Consider the following 17,106-nt stretch of genomic DNA (forward strand, 5'->3'; position numbering starts at 1 on the left):
CCGGGTCACGGCGCTGGCGGCCGGTTGTGCGGGGAACGACGAGGACGGCATGGAGACCGAACCGGTCTGACGGACGGTCCTGCCTGCGCGCCCCGTCTGTTCCTCGCCCTTCAGGGGCTTCTCGTTCACATGCGAGGCCACCGTGCGCGGACGTCTGGCGCCACCGGAGCCGCCGGCGGAGCGTACGGTACGTCCCGCCATCACTCGCAGCTTTCGCGATGCGCCTCGAGCGCGGTCAGCAGCACCTCGTCCATATCCGTGATGTCGCCCGCGCCCACAGTGAACACCACGTCGCCGTGATGGGCGCGCATGGCCATCATCTTGGCGGCCAGGCACATGTCCCCCACCGCCTGGATCCAGGTGCCGGCGGAGGCGTCCTTGAGCCCCGCGGCGGCGTCCACGATGGTCTGCGGGCCGACGTCAGGGAAATCCTCCTGCTTTTCACGGGCAGGGAAAATGCCGGTGACGATCACGTCGTCCGCCTTGGCCAGCGCCTCGGCGAATTCGCGGGCGAAGAACCTCGTGCGGGAGAACAGATGCGGCTGGAAGATCACGCGGATGACGGATTCCGGATAACGGCGTCGTGCGGCGTCGAGCAGCGCGGCGATCTCCGTGGGATGGTGGGCGTAGTCGTCCACCACGGTGACCTGCTTGACCGTGCCGCGCACCTGGAACCGGCGGGATGCGCCCAGGAAGCCGGCGATGGCCTGTGCGGCGGCCTCGGGGGCCACGCCGAGCAGCACGGCGGCGGTGATGGCGGCCGCGGCGTTGCGCGCGTTGTGGATGCCGGGCACCTTGAGCACCACGTTCTGGGACACGGATTGGTCCCCGGTCACCGCGGCGGGCAACTCCAGCGTGAACCGTTCGCTGCCGCTGCCGGCGGCCTCGGTCTCGGAGACGATGCGCACGTAGGCGGCGATGGCCGAGAAGTCCAGATCGGAGGCCAGTTCGCCGGCCGGCGCGGTGCCGTAGGCGATGACGCGGGCCTTGACGTCGGCGGGCATGGCGGCGATCACGCCGAGATTGTCCTTGTCGTCGGCGCAGATCACCACATGGTCGGCGGCGTGGCCGGCATGGTTCACGAACGCGGCCTGGTAGTGAGCCTCGTCGCCGTAATGGTCAAGATGGTCGGCTTCGGTGTTGGTGATGACGGCGATGGTGGGATGGTATTTGGCGAAGCTGCCGTCGGATTCGTCCGCCTCGGCCACGAGCACCCGGCCGGCTCCGGCATGGCCGCCGTCCAGCGTGGTGCCGTCCGGCCCCTGGATGGAGCCGCCGATGGCGTAGCTCGGGTCTTCGCCCGTGTTCACGAGGATGTGCGCGAGCATGGAACTGGTGGTGGTCTTGCCGTGCGCGCCCGCCACGGTGACGGCCTGCTTGCCGTTCATGAGCAGGGCGAGGATGTCGCTGCGGTGCACGATGCGCGCGCCGGCCTCGGCGGCGGCAACGATTTCGGGGTTGTCCGGCTTGATGGCGCTGGAATAGACCACGGTGGACGCTCCGGCCACGTTCTCGGCGCGCTGGCCGAATTCCACGGTGATGCCGAGTGCGGCGAGACGGTCGGTCTTGGCGCTGCGTTCGCGGTCGGAGCCGTCCACGGCGACCCCTTGGGCGTGCAGCATCTCGGCGAGCACGCTCATGCCGGCGCCGCCGATGCCGATGAAGTGGGTGGGACCGAGGTCCGCCGGCCTCGCCGATGCGTCGAACGCGGCATGGGTGGGGTCAAGCACGATGGGTTGAGTCAATTTCTGACGCTCCTTACACAGATGTTCCGGAACATATCTTAGGTCGCCCTCGCCGTCCGTCCGGCGGGATGCGTATCAGCGGCGACCGGCGAGGGCGAGCACATGGCGGGCCATGACTTCGGCCGCGTCACGGATGCCGTATTCCCAGGCCTTGCGGCCGAATCCCGCGAGTCGTTCCCGGTCGGCGAGCAGGGCGGGCACATGGCCTTTGACCCAGTCGGGGGTCAGATCCCTGTCCACCACCATAAGGCCGCCGCCCGCGTTCACCACGGGCTCGGCGTTGAAGCGCTGCTCACCGTTGCCGATGGGCAGGGGCACGTAGATGGCGGGCAGGCCCAGCGCGGCCAGTTCGGAGACGGATCCGGCGCCCGCGCGGCAGATCACCAGATCGGCGCAGGCGAAGGCCAGGTCGATGCGCTCCAGGTATTCGGCCGTGTGGTAGTCGCCGGAACCGGCCGATTCGGGGCCGAGTCCGGTCAATACGTCCGCTCCCGCGGATTCGGTGGCCAGCGTGCGGACCTCGTCGATCTTGCCGCGGCCGGTCAGATGGATGATCTGGGCGTGTTCCAGCAGCTCACGGGCCGAGGATGCGATGGCGCGGTTGAGGCTTTGCGCGCCGAGGGAGCCGCCGGTGACCAGCACCAGCGGACGGGCGGGATCCACGCCAAGCTGTGCGGCGGCTTCGCGGCGCAGACCGTCGCGGTCCTCGCCGATGCGCTTGGCCAGCCGGGCGATGGCGGGGCGCAGCGGCAGTCCGACGCGCTCGATGTCCGCTCCCTGGCGTGGTTTGAGGCCGGTGCCCTCGTAGACGGTGCCGATGAAATCGGCCCAGCGGGCGCCGAGCTTGTTGGCCATGCCGGCACGGGCGTTCTGCTCGTGGATGGCGATCGGGATACCCATCCTGTGTGCAGTGGCGTAGACGGGCGCCGAGGCGTATCCGCCGAATCCGGCCACCACGTCGGCCTCGCGGCTTTCGAGGATGGAGCGGACCTTGGCGGTCTCGCGCTTCCATTTGGCCGGGAACCTGAGCATGTACAGGTTGGGCCGGCGAGGGAACGGCACTTTTTCGATGGTGTCGAGTTCGTAGCCCGCCTGCGGCACGAGATCCTTTTCGAGGCCCACGGCGGTGCCGATGACGGTGACCTGGGCCGCCGGCTCGATCTCACGGATCGCGCCGGCCACGGCGAGCAGAGGATTGACGTGACCGGCGGTTCCGCCGCCGGCCAACACGATATGGGGTGTGCCTTGAGTCATGGTTATCGAGTGTACTCTACACCGTCTGTCGGGCCTGTTTGATCTGCGGCTGCGCGCGCATAAGCCCCACAACGAGGCCCGCCGCGGACAGGCACATGATCATGGACGAGCCGCCGGCGGAGACGAACGGCATGGGCACGCCGAGCACGGGGAACACGCCCACCACCACGCCGATGTTGACGAGTGCCTGGCCCACGATCCAGATGGTCACGCACATGAGCACCATGGACACGTAGCGGTCCGGCACCTGCAGCGCCACGGCGATCATGCACCAGCCGAGGATCACGAAGAACAGGATCACGATGGCGCAGCCCACGAATCCGGTCTCCTCGCCGATGATGGCGTAGATGAAGTCGTTGTGTGCGGCGGGCAGGTAGTTCCATTTCTCGCGCGAATTGCCGATGCCGAGACCCAGCAGGCCTCCGGAGGCGATGGCGTATTTGGCGTGAATCGACTGATAGCACACCTGCTGCGCGTCCGCGGCCGAACAGTCGCCGTAGGTGGCCAGGATTCGTTTCATGCGGTTGGGGCTGGAGACGGCCAGGACGATCACCATGGCGACCGCCAATCCCGCGCCCACCGCCATCCATTTGCCGGGGAAGCCGGAGACCAGGAACGCCACGCCGCCGATGAAGATGAGGATCATGGCGGTGCCGAGGTCCTTGCCGCCCACCACGAGCGCGAGTCCGATGCCGTAGACGAGCAGCGGGAAGCGGTACGCCTTGATGCCCTCCTTGCGGTAGAACCTGCCGCAGGCGTGCAGCGATGACGGCAGCCAGACGCACATGGCGAACTTCATGAACTCGGCCGGCTGGATGGTGGTGAAGCCCAGGTTCAGCCAGCCCCTGTTGCCGTAGACGTCGATGCCCAGGGGCGTGAAGGTCAGCAGCTGCAGGATCTGGGCGGCCAGCACGATGCCGATGCCGGCCCTGCGCCAGAACGACACCGGCATCATCATGGCCATGAAGCCCAGGATCAGGCCGATCACGCAGAAGCCGCCCTGGCTGATGAGCTGGACGAACGGTGACTTGCCCTGCGCGGCCATGGTGACCGTGGAGCTGGAGAAGACCATAATCAGGCCGAAGACGGTCAGGCCCACCACGGCCATGCGGAAGCCGTGGTAGCACCACAGGGGGTTGAGCAGGCTGCGCCAGCCGGTGTAGTCGCTGATGACCAGAGCCGGCTGGTCCGAAGTCTTATGCAGGGCGCGCAGGCGGGGATCAGTGGAGGCCATGCACCTCGCTCCAGGTGCGGGCGGCGGCTGCGAAACGGTTGCCACGGTCCGCGTAGGACACGAACTGGTCCATGGACGCGCAGGCGGGTGCCATGAGCACGATGTCTCCGCCGGAGGCGTACTTGCCGCACGCCTCGACGGCACGGTCCATCACGGTGTCGTTGTCTGCGGGATCGATGACGGTGAGCGGGATGTCCGGTGCCTGGCTGGCGAAGGCGTCCAGCATGGGCTGCTGGTCCTTGCCGATGATGACGGCGGCCTTGATGGTGTGCGCCTGGTCCTTGATCAGATCCTCGAAGCGGCTGCCCTTGGCGAGTCCGCCGGCGATCCACACCACGGACTTGGCGGGGAAGCTGGAGAGCGAGGCGCGTGCCGCATGGCCGTTGGTGGCCTTGGAGTCGTCCACGAAACGCACCACCCCATCGGCGAGCCTGGCCTCTGCCACGGTCTCGATGCGGTGGCCGCCCGGCTTGAACGCCTTCAGCGCGTCCAGCGCGGTCGCGAGGTCCGCGCCATAACCCAGCACGAGCGCGAGGGCGGTCAGGGCGTCGGCCACGAGATGCGGGTAGAGCGAGCCGTCCGGTTCCATCAGGTGCTTGAAGTCGGTGATGGGCGCGATGCGCCTCGTCTCGCCTTCGGCCCCGCCGGCCACGCCGCTCCTATCGACGATCCAGCCGTCCTCGATGCCAATCTGCCCGGCTTCGGGGGCCGCGAGCGTGAAGCCCACCTTGCGGCAGCCTTCGGCGACGTTCGCCTCGGCGGCCAGGGCGCTCACTTTGGCATCCTGCGCGTTGTAGACGATGACGCGCCTGGCGCCCCGGAACACCTTGGACTTGTCCGCGGCGTAGTTCTCGCGGCCGCCGTGCCAGTCGAGGTGATCGTCGGCGATGTTGGTGATCGCGGCGCAGTCGAGGGCCAGCGAATCGGTGAAATGCAGCTGGAAGGAGCTCAGTTCCACGCACAGTACGTCGTGCGCTGGATTGGTGGCGCAGCGAGACAGGCTCATGGACATGTCCCCGGAGGCGATGTTGCCGGCGGTGGGCGCGTCCAGGCCGCAGGCCTTGAGCATCTCGGAGGTCATTTCGGTGGTGGAGGTCTTGCCGTTGGTGCCGGTGATGCCGATCCACGGCGCCGGATGGCCGGTGCGCGCGTTGTCCACGCGCAGTCGCCAGGCGAACTCGACCTCGCTCATTACCGGGATACCCCGGCGCTGGGCTTCGAGGATGAACGGCGTGCGCGGGTTGAACACCGGCGAGGACATGACGTAGTCGACCTTGTCCCAGTCCACGTCGTCGAACGAACGCAGGTCGACTTCGGGCTTGCGCTCATCCACGCCGATCACATGGGCGCCGCGTTCCTTCAATACCTCCGCCAGCGAGGTGCCGGACACGCCCAGTCCGGCGATCACCACCGTCTTGTTCTCGATTTGCATCGTTCCTCCCTAGAAATCACTGCCGCGGACGAGCGTAGGCCGTCCGCGTTTCCGCTAGCTGAACAGCAGCCCGGAGCGGGTCACCCAGTCGCCGTAGAAGATGGTAAGCGCCAGCAGCACGAAGAGCAGCTCGATCATCCAGAATCGGACCACCACCTTGGTTTCGGTCCAGCCGAGCAGCTCGAAATGATGATGGATGGGCGCCATCTTGAATACGCGCTTGTGCGTCATCTTGAAATAACCCACCTGGATCACGTCGCTCATGGCTTCCATGACGTACAGGCCTCCCATGATCACCGCCAGGAATTCGGTGTGCGTTGCGATGGACAGGGCCGCGAACAGGCCGCCCAAGGCCAGCGAGCCGGTGTCGCCCATGAAGATGGAGGCGGGGTTCGAGTTGTACCACAGGAATCCGAAGCAGGCCACGGCCGCGCACACGGCGATGATGGTCAGATCCAGCGGGTCGGACACAGCGTACGAGTAGCCGCCGTGGTCACCGCCCTTGATGTGGTAGCTCTCCCAGAAGGCGATGATGCCGAAGCCGGTGAAGGAGATCATCGAGGAGCCAGCGGCAAGGCCGTCGAGGCCGTCGGTGAGGTTCACGGCGTTGGTCCAGGCAGTCATCAGGAAGTTCACCCAGATCACGAACAGGATGATGGCCACGGCGCGGCCGGCGAAGTCGAAGCTGAAGAACGGCTTCTCGATGAAGCTCATGCCGGGCTGCGCGCTGGGCAGGCCCGTCTTGGTGGGGATGATGAGCGCCAGCACGGCGTAGATGGTGGCGAAGATGAACTGGCCGATGAACTTGCCGCCCACGGTCAGGCCCTCGTTCTGCTTCTTGCGCACCTTGGCGAAGTCGTCGATGAAGCCGAGCACGCCCATCGAAAGCATGGCGAAGAGCACCAGCACCGCGGACCAGGAGGGCACGTCGCCCGAATGCAGGTAGCGGTAGAGCGCGGAGGCCGCCCAGCCGAACAGGATGGCGAAGTTGATGACCACGCCGCCAAGCGTGGGGGTGCCGCGCTTGACCAGATGTGACTGCGGTCCGTCCTGGCGGATGTACTGGCCGTAGTGCAGTTTGTGCACCAGCCGAATCAGCAGCGGCGTGCCGGCCAATGTTACGATCAGCGACACCAGCATTCCAATGATCAGAGCAATCACGTGGATCTTCCCTTTATCTCGTTATCTCGTTGTTCCGTTGGTTCAGTTCCTGGCCCAGCGTTCGGCCAGCGCGCTCAGTCCCGAGGCGTGGGAGCCCTTGAGGAGCACCACCATGTCCGGGTGCTCGGCAGCGAGGTCCAGCACGATGCGTTCGGCCTGATCGATGTCGTGCGCGCAGTCGACCGGAATCACGGGGTCCGTTCCAGCGACTGCCTCACGGGCGCCGGCGGCCAGCGCTTCGGCCAGCGAGTCCAGATGCGGGTCCTTGGCCGAACCGACGGCGATGATGGCGTCCAGTCCGAGTCCCGCCGCGTATGCGCCCACCTGGGCGTGCAGGTTCGTCTCATCCGGGCCGAGTTCCAGCATGGCACCCAGCAGGACGACGCGGAAGGGCGTGCGGCCGTCCGCCGGCCTCCACGCCTTGAGTCCGTCAAGGCCGGCTTTCATGGAATCGGGGTTGGCGTTGAAGGAGTCATCGATGAGGGTGAAGGAGGCGTCGCCGCGGGTCACGGTGCTCAGCGCCATGCGGTGCGGGCTGATGGTGTGCTGCGCGGCCAGGGTCTCGGCCACGGCCTTGGGCGTCATGCCGTAGCGCAGCGCCACGGTCGCGGCGGCCAGCGCGTTCATCACGTTGTGGCGGCCGGGGATGCCTAGATGCACCGGCACGCTGTTGCCGGAGGCGGTCACCAGCGTGAATTCGGCATGGTCGGACTCGTCGGACGTGATGTCGCGGGCCACGACCTCGTGCTCGCAGCCGCCTGCCAGACCGAACCAAGCCACCTCGCCGGGAGCCAGGGCTGCCATCGGCGCCACGTGGTCGTCGTCCGCGTTGAGCACGGCCACGCCACCGGGCAACAGGCCTTGCACGATCTCGCTCTTGGCCTGGGCGATGCGTTCACGGGAACCGAATTCGCCAAGGTGCGCCACGCCCACCTTGAGCACGATCGCCAGGTTCGGCGGGGCGATACGGGTCAGGCGCGCGATCTCGCCGATATGGCTCGCGCCCATCTCGGCCACGAAGAATCGGGTTTCGGGACCGACCTTCAGCGCGGTCAGCGGCAGGCCGATCTCGTTGTTGAACGAGCCGACCGGGGCCACGGTGGGGCCCACGGTGGACAGCAGCGCGGACAGGAGGTCCTTGGTGGTGGTCTTGCCCACCGAGCCGGTCAGACCGATCAGGTCGAAGTCGCCCGGCAGCTCACGACGGCGAGCGATGTTGTGACGGGCCAGTTCGCCCAACGCATCGACGGTGTCGGTCACCACGATCTGGGGCAGGCCGGCGGATTCGACCTCATGGTCCACGATTGCGGCCACCGCGCCCTGGGCGGCCACCTTGGCCACGAAGTCATGGCCGTCCACATGTTCGCCCTTGATGGCCACGAACACCGATCCGGCCTTGGCCTGACGCGAATCACTCACGGCACCGGTGGCCGTTCCGAAAGGTCCCTCCCCCGCGATCACACGGCCGGAGACGGCCTGGGCGATCTCCTCCACACTCATCGGCACCATAATGTCATCTGCTCCTTTTCGTTCTTCCTGCTCATGTCCGTTCATGCCGTTCATGCCGGCCACGTCATCCGCACCCTTTCATCGGCGGCATGGACGGCATCCATACGTTCGGCACTATTTCAGGTTGTTGGCCACCCTGAGCGCACTGCGCACGTTGTTCCTGCGCACGCCGGCCGCCAGCACCATGGCGATGGCGAGCGACATGTGCCGCATGCGCATGATGTTCGAGCCGACCGGCGATTCGGCGGCCATATCATCCGATTCCCTGGTGGGGTGGATCATCACGAGATCCTCATCCGCCACGAAGGCGTACTTGCTTTTGAGGGATGCCAGATCGCCGATGTTGGCCGAACGCTGAGATCCCAGCACGTCCACGTTCACCGACTCCAGGGCGTGAGGCTGCAGCGTCTCGTCATCCATGGCGATGATCACCGCCGCGACGCCGTCCTCGGCGCACACCGCAAGCGTGCGCTGCATGTCCAGGATGCCCAGCGGATAGGTGAGGCTCAGGGGCCGGGTCATCGAGGTGGATCCGGAGGAACTGATGATGGCCACGGGATTGCCCAGCATGTGCAGGAAATCCGCGAGTTGGCTGGCGCCCGCATCGACCTCGCCCTTGTCGGTGCCGGCCACCACGAACACGGCCATCGTGCTGGAGGGAGAGCCGGCGAATCCCGCCGCCAAATCGCCCAGCAGCGACGTATCGAGAGTTCCGAACAGCCTCGGGATGCCGATCTCCGGGCACTTGCTTTTGAGGCTGTACGGCAACAGGGCGGCATAGGCACCGGCCTGCTCCGCCTGCGTCAGATCGGCGGTATCCTTGCCGCAGATGAACAGGGAGCCGGGCACCACGGTGTCCACGCTGTCGCTGAGGGAGGTGACGGTGACGTTGACCGCGAACGGCGGATCGATCTCAAGACCGTACCGTTGGGACAGCATGCCCAAGGTCATCCGCTGGGCGATGGATTCGCTCACTGCACTCATGGATTGTCGCCTTTCTACCGCGCCATTCACCACGTGACCGGGATAGCATTTTTACGCGGTGATGAGACAGGAACCTCGTATTTCTGCATAAGGAACTCACAGATCTGGGCGGAGACCGGGCCGGCCGTCAGACCGCCGTAGACGCCGCTCGGATCCTTGAGCACCACGGTCACCGCGTACCGTGGGTTGTCGGCCGGAATCACCACCGAGTAGTCGGAGATGATCGAGGAAAGCGTGCCATCCGCGCCCTGCACCTCGGCGGTGCCGGACTTGGAGGCCATACGGTAGCCATCGACCTTGACGAACTTGCTGTAGCTTTCCGCCACGGATTCCATAGCGTTCATCATATCGGCCGCCACATCCTCGTCGATCACCCTCGTGGCCGTGTCCTTGCCGGTCTTGGACGCGGCACCGCCGGACGAGGTGGTGGACTTGATGATGGATTGCTGCTGCTTGACGCCCTTGTTGGCGATGGTGGCCACCACGTTGTTAAGCTGCAGGACGTTGACGGTGTAGCCCTGGCCGAACAGGATGGTGTTGCGAGTGCGCAAATCCCAGGAGGACGGGCTGGTGAGCATGCCCGATGACTCTCCGGGCAGTCCCAGACCGGTAGGCTGGCCAATGCCGAACTTGGTCAGGAACTCGTAGCGCTGCTCGTCGGTGAAACCGAGTCCGGCGAGCACCATGCCCACGTTGGAGGAGTTCTGCAGGATGCCGGCGAGCGTCCAGCGTTCGCTGCCATGGTCGAACGAATCCTTGATGGTCTGGCCGTCCTGGGTGGTGTGATCGGGCACCGTGAGCTGGTCGCTCATCTTGTGCAGACCGGTCTGCAGGTAACCGGACATGGAGATGACCTTGCCCACCGAGCCGGGTTCGAAGGTCTCGGAGACGGCGCGCGAGGTGCTCATCTTGGCCTCGTCGCTGCCGGCCTCCACCTCGTCACTGTCGGCGAGCGCCAGGATCTGGGCGTTCTGGATGTCCTGAACCACGGCGATGCCCCACGGCGAGCCGTACTTGGATTTGGCTTCCTTGAGGACCTTCTTGACGTACCACTGCACGTCGCGGTCGATGGTGAGCGTCACATCGGAGCCGTCCTTCGCGGCCACGGATTCGGTCATCGTGCCGGGGATCTCCTCGCCGCCGTTGCCGCGCTGGTAGGTCTGGTGGCCGTCGGTGCCGGTGAGTTCCTTGTTCTCCATCTGTTCGATGCCGGCCACGCCGGTACCGTCGTCGTTGACGCCGCCGAGCAGGGAGCCCAGGATCTCGCCGTCCGCGTAGAGGCGTTCGCTGCTGAGCTCGCCCCAGACGATGCCGCCGAGGTTCAGCGCGTCGATGCTGCGCTTGACCTGCGGGGTCACGTCCTTCTTGAGGACCACGTACTGGCCCGTGCCGGACATCTTGGCGCCCAGTTCCATGGCGTTCATATCCAATGCCTTGGCCAGGAGACGGCCTACGGCCGCGGCACCGGTGGCACCCACGGGTTTGCCGTCGATCTCGTCGCAGTAGTCGCGGGTGGTGTCGTTGCAGGTGATGGGCACGAACTCCTGTGCGGCCTCGGGGTTGGCCACGATGGTGTAGCGTTCCACGCTTTGGGCGAGCACGTTGCCGTTGGTGTCCAGGATACGTCCGCGCTTGGCGCTCAGGGTCACGGTCAGCGTACGGCTGGCGGTGGCCGCTTGCGCGGTCTGGCGTCCGCCGATGAGCTGGGTGGAGGCCAGCTGGGCCACGCATGCGGTGGCCACCAGGGCGAGTGCTGCGCCCACGGCGATGCACTTGAACGCGAAGGTCTTCACCTTGGCGAACCGGATGATGCGCTGGATGGTCTTCACTTACTTCCCGCTTTCGTTGGACTTGTATCCGTTGAGGTCGATGGACACGGATCCCTGCTGCGGCACCATGCCCATGTCGCTGGCCTTGTCGGGCAGGGAGGCCACGAGCTGGTCGAGCTTGGCCTGGTCGTCCTCCACGTCCTGGGTGAGCACGTTGATGTGCGCCTCGATCTGCGCCGCCTCGAACGAGTTCTGGACCATCTGGGTGCGCAGCATGAGCGCGCCGAAGAGCGTGGCCATCAGGAAAGCCACGGCCACGACCACGTGGACGAGCGGCGCGCTGCGGGTGCGCGTCCATTCGATGACGCGGGCGACCATATTGCCCTGTGCCTCGGAGCGCTGTCCGGAGATCAGACGCAGCTGCGGCCTGGAGGAGGTCTGCGTCTTGGATTCGGGTCGGCTGGACGAGGCGGCGTTCGACCGGACGCTGCGTGCGCTGGCTGCCATCAGCCCCTCCTAGTGCGGCGTTCGCCGCGATTGGATCGTGTATTGGAACGTGTTGCGTGGTGTGCGCCGGACTTGCGCGCCGACGGATTCGGGTGTTCGGCGGTTTCGGCGAAGCGGGAGCGCCATCGTGCGGGGATCTCGCGACTGACCTCCACGGCCCGCAATCGCACGGATGCCGATCTGGGGTTGGATGCGATCTCCTGCTCGTCCGCCTTGATGGCGCCTCGGGTCAGTTCCTTGAAGAATGGCTGGGCGTCGGGCGGCACGATGGGCAGGTCGGCGGGGGCGTCGATTCTCAATCCCTGCGCCATGAACGATTTGACGGCCTTGTCCTCCAGTGAATGGTAGGACTCCACCACGAGGCGACCTCCCACGTTGAGGCGGTTGGCGGCCTGCGGCAGCGTCGAGGCAAGTTTGTCCAGCTCGCCGTTGACCTCGATGCGCAGCGCCTGGAACACGCGCTTGGCCGGGTTGCCTGCGGGACGATGAGCCTGCGGCACCACTTCGTCCACCAGCGCGTTGAGCTGGCTGGTGGTGGTGAACGGCTGCCTGTCGCGGCGGGCCACGATCTCGCGGGCGATCTGGCGGGAGAAGCGCTCCTCGCCGTATTCCTTGAAGATATGGGTCAGCCGGTCGGCATCGTAGGTGGCGAGGATGCGTGCGGCGGTCAGTTCCTGGCTCACGTCCATGCGCATGTCCAGCGGCGCGTCGTGGGAGTAGGAGAAGCCTCGGTCCGCCTCGTCGATCTGCAGGCTGGACAGGCCCAGATCCATGAACACGGCGTCCACGCGATCGATGCCCTGATCCTCGAGCACCTGGTCGAGCTTGTCGAAGGCGGCATGCACGGGTGTGAACCGGTCGGCGAGGCCTTCCTGACGCATACGCTCGGTGGCGAGCGCCAATGCCTCGCTGTCACGGTCGATGCCGATGAGACGGGCCTGGGGTGCGGCCTTGAGGAATGCGGTGGAATGGCCGGCCAGGCCGAGCGTGCAGTCCACCGCCACGGCGCCTTCGCGCTGCAGCGCGGGCGCCATCAGCGCCACGCAGTCGGCGAGCAGCACCGGCTGGTGGATGGCCGTCACATCAATCATCAGAATTCAACCTCCGGCAGAACATCATCGGCAATATCGGCGTATCCCTCTTCCTTCTCGGCCAGATAGGCCTCCCAGGCGTCCTTGTTCCACAGTTCGGCGCGGGTGCCCACGCCGATGACCACCACTTCGGAGCCGAGGTGGGCGTAGTCGCGCAGCATCTGCGGCACGAGCACGCGGCCCTGCTTGTCCGGTTCCTGGTCCACGGCGCCGGACAGGAACACACGCAGGTATTCGCGCGCCGCCTTGTTGCCCACCGAGACGCGCTGGATCTGCGAGGCAATGCGGCGGAACTCCTCGAAGGGCAGCAGATAGACGCAACGCTCCTGTCCGCGTGCCATCACCAGCCCCTTGCCCAGCTGTGCTCGAAATTTTGCGGGCAGGGCCATACGGCCCTTCGCGTCGATCTTGGGAGTGTAGGTGCCCAGCAGCAGCGGTGGCATGCCGTTCATGAGATCGGCGAACGACGAGGACCCCTCGGTCTTGGCTTCGGCGTCCTGCGCCGGCCGCTCGTCGACCATGGTTCCACCTCCTTTGCCGCGCCTGATGGATACACTTCACCCAACTGGCTCACCACTTTACCCCACGCTTCCCCATTCTTCCCCACTTGCACACGATTTGCTCACACTTTTGGATGATTTTCCCTGTAAATCGCGCGTGTCGGGGACTTCCGGGCCGATTGCGGACCGGCCCCGATCCGCGATGCCGGCAAATTCACCCGAATTTCATCTGCGGGCCCCTGATCGCGGGCGGCCGACGTAGGGGCCGTGCGGTAGATTTGAATGCCTTGAAGTTTTGACCCCACGGATTGGAATCGAAGAAAAGCATGTCGAGTTATGCCTCACAGCTGCATGAGGAACAGCAGGCGGTGGATCGCGCCTACGGACGTCTGGACGACCTGCGTGCCGAGATGTGGCAGCGTCTGGACACCGTGCGCGCGGCGGGATCGCACGGCTCCCCCACCCAGCGCAGCGAGCGGGACTCCTTCGCCACGATGTACGAGAACCGCCTCACCCAGTTGCGCAGCGTGGAGGACCGCCTGGTGTTCGGCCGTCTGGACGCCAAGGACGGCAGGCGCCACTACATCGGGCGCATCGGCCTGTCCAGTCCGGATCATGAGCCGATTTTGACCGACTGGCGAGCGGAGGCGGCGCGTCCCTTCTATGAGGCGACGCCCTCCAATCACGGCGACATCGTGATGCGACGCCATATCACCTTGAGCTTCCGTGAGGTGGTGGGCGTCGAGGACGAGGTGCTGGACGTGCACTCCGACCAGGTGGGCCAGGCATCCTCCGCCGGCACGCTGACCGGCGAGGGTGCGTTGCTGGCATCGCTCAGCTCGCGCCGTACCGGCAAGATGACCGATATCGTGGCCACCATCCAGGCCGAGCAGGACCGCATCATCCGTTCCGCCCTGAATCGCGTGGTGGTGGTCCAGGGCGGTCCCGGCACCGGCAAGACCGCGGTGGCTCTGCATCGTGCGGCGTACCTGCTGTACACCCATCGCCGCACGCTGGAGCGTTCCGGCGTGCTCGTGGTGGGCCCCAGCTCCACGTTCCTGCACTATATCGACCAGGTGCTGCCCTCGCTGGGTGAGACCGGCGTGGTCTCCCGCACCATCGCCGATCTGATTCCTGGCGTCAGTGCCACGGCGGTGGACTCGCCGCGCGCCGCCAAGCTCAAGGGAGACCGCCGCATGGCCCAGGTCGTGGCGAACGCCATCGCGGCCCGTATCCGCGTACCCGCCAACCTGCCGGTCGTGACCATCAGCGGCATTCAGGTGCCGATGCTCGCGGCGGACATCGAGCAGGCCCAGACGGACGCCAAGCGCACCCGCCAGTCGCATAACAAGGCCCGCGAGACCTTCATCCGTTCGATGCTCTCCAGCATGCAGGCCCGCTACGCCGAACAGCTCGACTACACGCCCGACCAGGCGGAGCTCAACCGCGCGATGTCACTGCTGCGCATGAACGACCAGGTGCGCAAGACGCTGAACCTCTGCTGGCTGCCGATGACCGGCCCTTGGCTCATCGACCAGCTGTTCGCCCATCCCGAACGCCTGAAGTCCCTGGCCGGCTGGCTCACCGACGAGGACGTGGCCGCGCTGGCCCGGCCGAAAGGCTCCCCGCTGACCCGTTCCGACATCCCTCTGCTGGACGAGGCGATGGATCTGCTGGGCCCCGACCCGAAGATGGTGGCCAAGCAGTCCGCCGCCGATGCGCGCCGCGCCGCCGAGGAACAGTACGCCAAGGACACGCTGGCGTCCACCGGTCTCGGCCAGGGCATCGTGTCCAGCCAGATGCTGCTCGACCAGATGAACGGTGACGATTCCGAGCTCACCTCGCAGCGCGCGGCCGCCGACCGTGAATGGACGTACGGCCATATCGTCGTGGACGAGGCACAGGAGCTGACGGCCATGGATTGGCGCATGCTCATCCGACGCTGCCCTTCCCGCTCCTTCACCATCGTGGGCGACGTGGCGCAGACCTCGGCGCTGGGCGGCACCCGCCGTTGGGACAAGACCATGAACCGTCTGTTCGGTCCTTCGCATTGGGATCTCAATGAGCTGACCATCAACTACCGCAATCCCAAGGAGGTCTCCGACCTGGCCTCCCACTTCGCCGAGGACGAAGGCCTGTACATCTCCACCGTCAACGCGGTGCGCAGCGTCCCCGAATCGGTGGCCAAGCATGTGGTGGCCGACGAACACGCACTGCTGGACGCCACGGCCGATCAGGCTGTGACCCTGGTCGGACAGTTCGTCTCCTCGGATGGCACGGGCCGTATCGCCGTGATCTGTCCGGACGATCTCATCGCCCCGGTGCGCGCCGCCGTGCGCGAGCGTCTCTCCGCCAAGCTCGACCCGGCCGAGTTCCGCCGTCTGGCCGACCAGCCAGAGTGGGACGAGCAGATCAGCGTCTGCGGCACGGAGACGGTCAAGGGTCTTGAGTTCGACGCCGTGGTGGTGGTAGAGCCCGGCCGTATCGAGGATGACGCGCCAAGCCGTCTGGTGGCGGCCTCGGACCTGTATGTGGCGATGACCAGGCCCACCCAGCGTCTGGTTATAGTTCGGACAAACGCGGACGAGACGTCCCTGAACATCTAAGGTGAGGAAACATGCCCAAAGCATTGTTATTGGAAAACATTCATCCCGACGCAGCCTCCTCGTTGCGCGACCACGGATTCGAAGTCGAGACCATGAAGGGCGCGCTGAGCGAGGATGAGCTCATCGACGCGCTGGACGGCGTGGATCTGGTCGGCGTGCGTTCGAAGACCAGCGTCACGGCCCGTGTGTTGGACGCCCGCCCGAATCTGAGCGCCGTGGGATGCTTCTGCATCGGCACCAACCAGGTGGATCTGACGCATGCCGGCAAGCGCGGCATCGCCGTGTTCAACGCCCCTTATTCCAACACCCGCTCCGTGGTGGAGCTGGTGATCTGCGACATCATCTGCCTGCTGCGCCGTGTGCCCGCGCACACGCATCACATCAAGCATGGCGTATGGGACAAGTCCGCCTCCGGCTCGCATGAGGTGCGTGGCAAGACGCTCGGTATCATCGGCTACGGCAACATCGGCTCCCAGCTGTCCGTGCTGGCCGAAGCGCTCGGCATGCATGTGGTGTTCTATGACATCGAGGAGAAGCTGGCCCTAGGCAATGCCCAGCGCTGCAACACCCTGAACGAGCTGCTGGAGCAGTCCGACGTAGTCACGCTCCATGTGGACGGTCGCAAGTCGAACACCGGTTTCTTCGGCGAAGACCAGTTCGAGCACATGAAGCAGGACACGATCTTCATCAACCTCTCGCGTGGCTTCGTGGCCGATCTCGACGCGCTCAAGCGTCATCTCGATTCCGGCCACCTGTCCGGCGCGGCCGTGGACGTATTCCCCGTGGAGCCGAAGAAGAGCGGCGACCCGTTCATGACCCCGCTGGCCGACGAGGACAACATGATCCTGACCCCGCACATCGGCGGTTCCACGCTGGAGGCCCAGGAATCCATCGGCCACTTCGTGTCCCAGCGTCTTGAGGACTACTGGTTCAAGGGTTCCACCTCCCTGTCCGTGAACATGCCGCAGATCAACCTCGGCGACTGCAAGGGCGTGTGCCGCATCGCCCACCTGCACGACAACCTGCCCGGCGTGCTGGCCCGCGTGAACCGCGTGCTCGGCGAGGAGAACATCAACATCTCCTTCCAGTCGCTGGCCACTGAGGGAGAGCTCGGCTATGTGGTGACCGACGTCGCCCAGAAGCCCAGCGCGGCCACGTTGGAAGCCCTGCGCAACATCGAGGGAACCATCCGCATGCGCGTCATCGGCTGACGCCTGCATGGTTCCTCCCTCGCATCAACAACGGGTGGGCATCGCAACCTTGCGATGCCCACCCGTTTTCGTTTCGATCGGCTCGGACGTGGAGATCCATGGA

Annotated in this window: 13 protein-coding genes; 2 read left to right on the plus strand and 11 right to left on the minus strand. The window is 65.8% G+C overall.

The window, feature by feature from the left end:
* Positions 1-200 precede the first annotated feature (200 nt).
* From murC to mraZ, 11 genes are all read right to left on the minus strand, one after another.
* Positions 201-1,730: a UDP-N-acetylmuramate--L-alanine ligase gene (gene murC, locus DF196_RS10310; protein WP_193852575.1), complete on the minus strand. Its 1,530-nt coding sequence runs from the start codon at positions 1,728-1,730 to the stop codon at positions 201-203.
* A gap of 90 nt (positions 1,731-1,820) precedes the next feature.
* Entirely contained in the window at positions 1,821-2,999 is a 1,179-nt protein-coding gene (locus DF196_RS10315; RefSeq protein WP_109057744.1) for a UDP-N-acetylglucosamine--N-acetylmuramyl-(pentapeptide) pyrophosphoryl-undecaprenol N-acetylglucosamine transferase, read from the minus strand.
* 16 nt (positions 3,000-3,015) lie between these two features.
* A complete protein-coding gene (gene ftsW, locus DF196_RS10320; RefSeq protein ID WP_109057745.1) occupies positions 3,016-4,233 on the minus strand; it encodes a putative lipid II flippase FtsW in 1,218 nt (405 codons plus the stop codon).
* On the minus strand, positions 4,220-5,665 hold the full coding sequence (gene murD / locus DF196_RS10325; protein ID WP_109057746.1) for a UDP-N-acetylmuramoyl-L-alanine--D-glutamate ligase: 1,446 nt from the start codon (positions 5,663-5,665) through the stop codon (positions 4,220-4,222). The genes ftsW and murD overlap by 14 nt, the downstream gene beginning before the upstream one ends.
* Positions 5,666-5,719: 54 nt before the next feature.
* The gene (gene mraY, locus DF196_RS10330; protein ID WP_109057747.1) at positions 5,720-6,826 is read right to left on the minus strand and encodes a phospho-N-acetylmuramoyl-pentapeptide-transferase; all 1,107 of its coding nucleotides are present in this window, start codon (positions 6,824-6,826) and stop codon (positions 5,720-5,722) included.
* Between the two features lie 42 nt (positions 6,827-6,868).
* On the minus strand, positions 6,869-8,335 hold the full coding sequence (locus DF196_RS10335; protein WP_109057748.1) for a UDP-N-acetylmuramoyl-tripeptide--D-alanyl-D-alanine ligase: 1,467 nt from the start codon (positions 8,333-8,335) through the stop codon (positions 6,869-6,871).
* A gap of 114 nt (positions 8,336-8,449) precedes the next feature.
* Positions 8,450-9,319, minus strand: a complete 870-nt coding sequence (locus DF196_RS10340) for a hypothetical protein (protein ID WP_109057749.1) — start codon at positions 9,317-9,319, stop codon at positions 8,450-8,452.
* A gap of 26 nt (positions 9,320-9,345) precedes the next feature.
* The gene (locus DF196_RS10345) at positions 9,346-11,148 is read right to left on the minus strand and encodes a peptidoglycan D,D-transpeptidase FtsI family protein (protein ID WP_109057750.1); all 1,803 of its coding nucleotides are present in this window, start codon (positions 11,146-11,148) and stop codon (positions 9,346-9,348) included.
* The gene (gene ftsL / locus DF196_RS10350) at positions 11,149-11,595 is read right to left on the minus strand and encodes a cell division protein FtsL (protein ID WP_170115046.1); all 447 of its coding nucleotides are present in this window, start codon (positions 11,593-11,595) and stop codon (positions 11,149-11,151) included. It lies immediately after the preceding gene.
* Complete coding sequence (gene rsmH, locus DF196_RS10355; RefSeq protein WP_109057751.1) at positions 11,595-12,686, minus strand: 16S rRNA (cytosine(1402)-N(4))-methyltransferase RsmH; 1,092 nt, start codon at positions 12,684-12,686, stop codon at positions 11,595-11,597. The genes ftsL and rsmH overlap by 1 nt, the downstream gene beginning before the upstream one ends.
* Positions 12,686-13,207, minus strand: a complete 522-nt coding sequence (mraZ, locus tag DF196_RS10360) for a division/cell wall cluster transcriptional repressor MraZ (protein WP_109057752.1) — start codon at positions 13,205-13,207, stop codon at positions 12,686-12,688. Before mraZ ends, rsmH begins: the two co-directional genes overlap by 1 nt.
* A gap of 305 nt (positions 13,208-13,512) precedes the next feature.
* Here mraZ and DF196_RS10365 point away from each other — a divergent pair, with 305 nt between their 5' ends.
* Positions 13,513-15,792 carry a HelD family protein gene (locus DF196_RS10365; protein ID WP_109057753.1) on the plus strand — a complete coding sequence of 760 codons (2,280 nt, stop codon included), beginning with the start codon at positions 13,513-13,515 and terminating at the stop codon, positions 15,790-15,792.
* A gap of 11 nt (positions 15,793-15,803) precedes the next feature.
* Positions 15,804-17,003: a phosphoglycerate dehydrogenase gene (gene serA / locus DF196_RS10370; protein ID WP_109057754.1), complete on the plus strand. Its 1,200-nt coding sequence runs from the start codon at positions 15,804-15,806 to the stop codon at positions 17,001-17,003.
* Positions 17,004-17,106: the final 103 nt, after the last annotated feature.

Origin of the sequence: Bifidobacterium callitrichidarum (assembly GCF_003129905.1) — a bacterium.
Taxonomy (GTDB): Bacteria; Actinomycetota; Actinomycetes; order Actinomycetales; family Bifidobacteriaceae; genus Bifidobacterium; species Bifidobacterium callitrichidarum.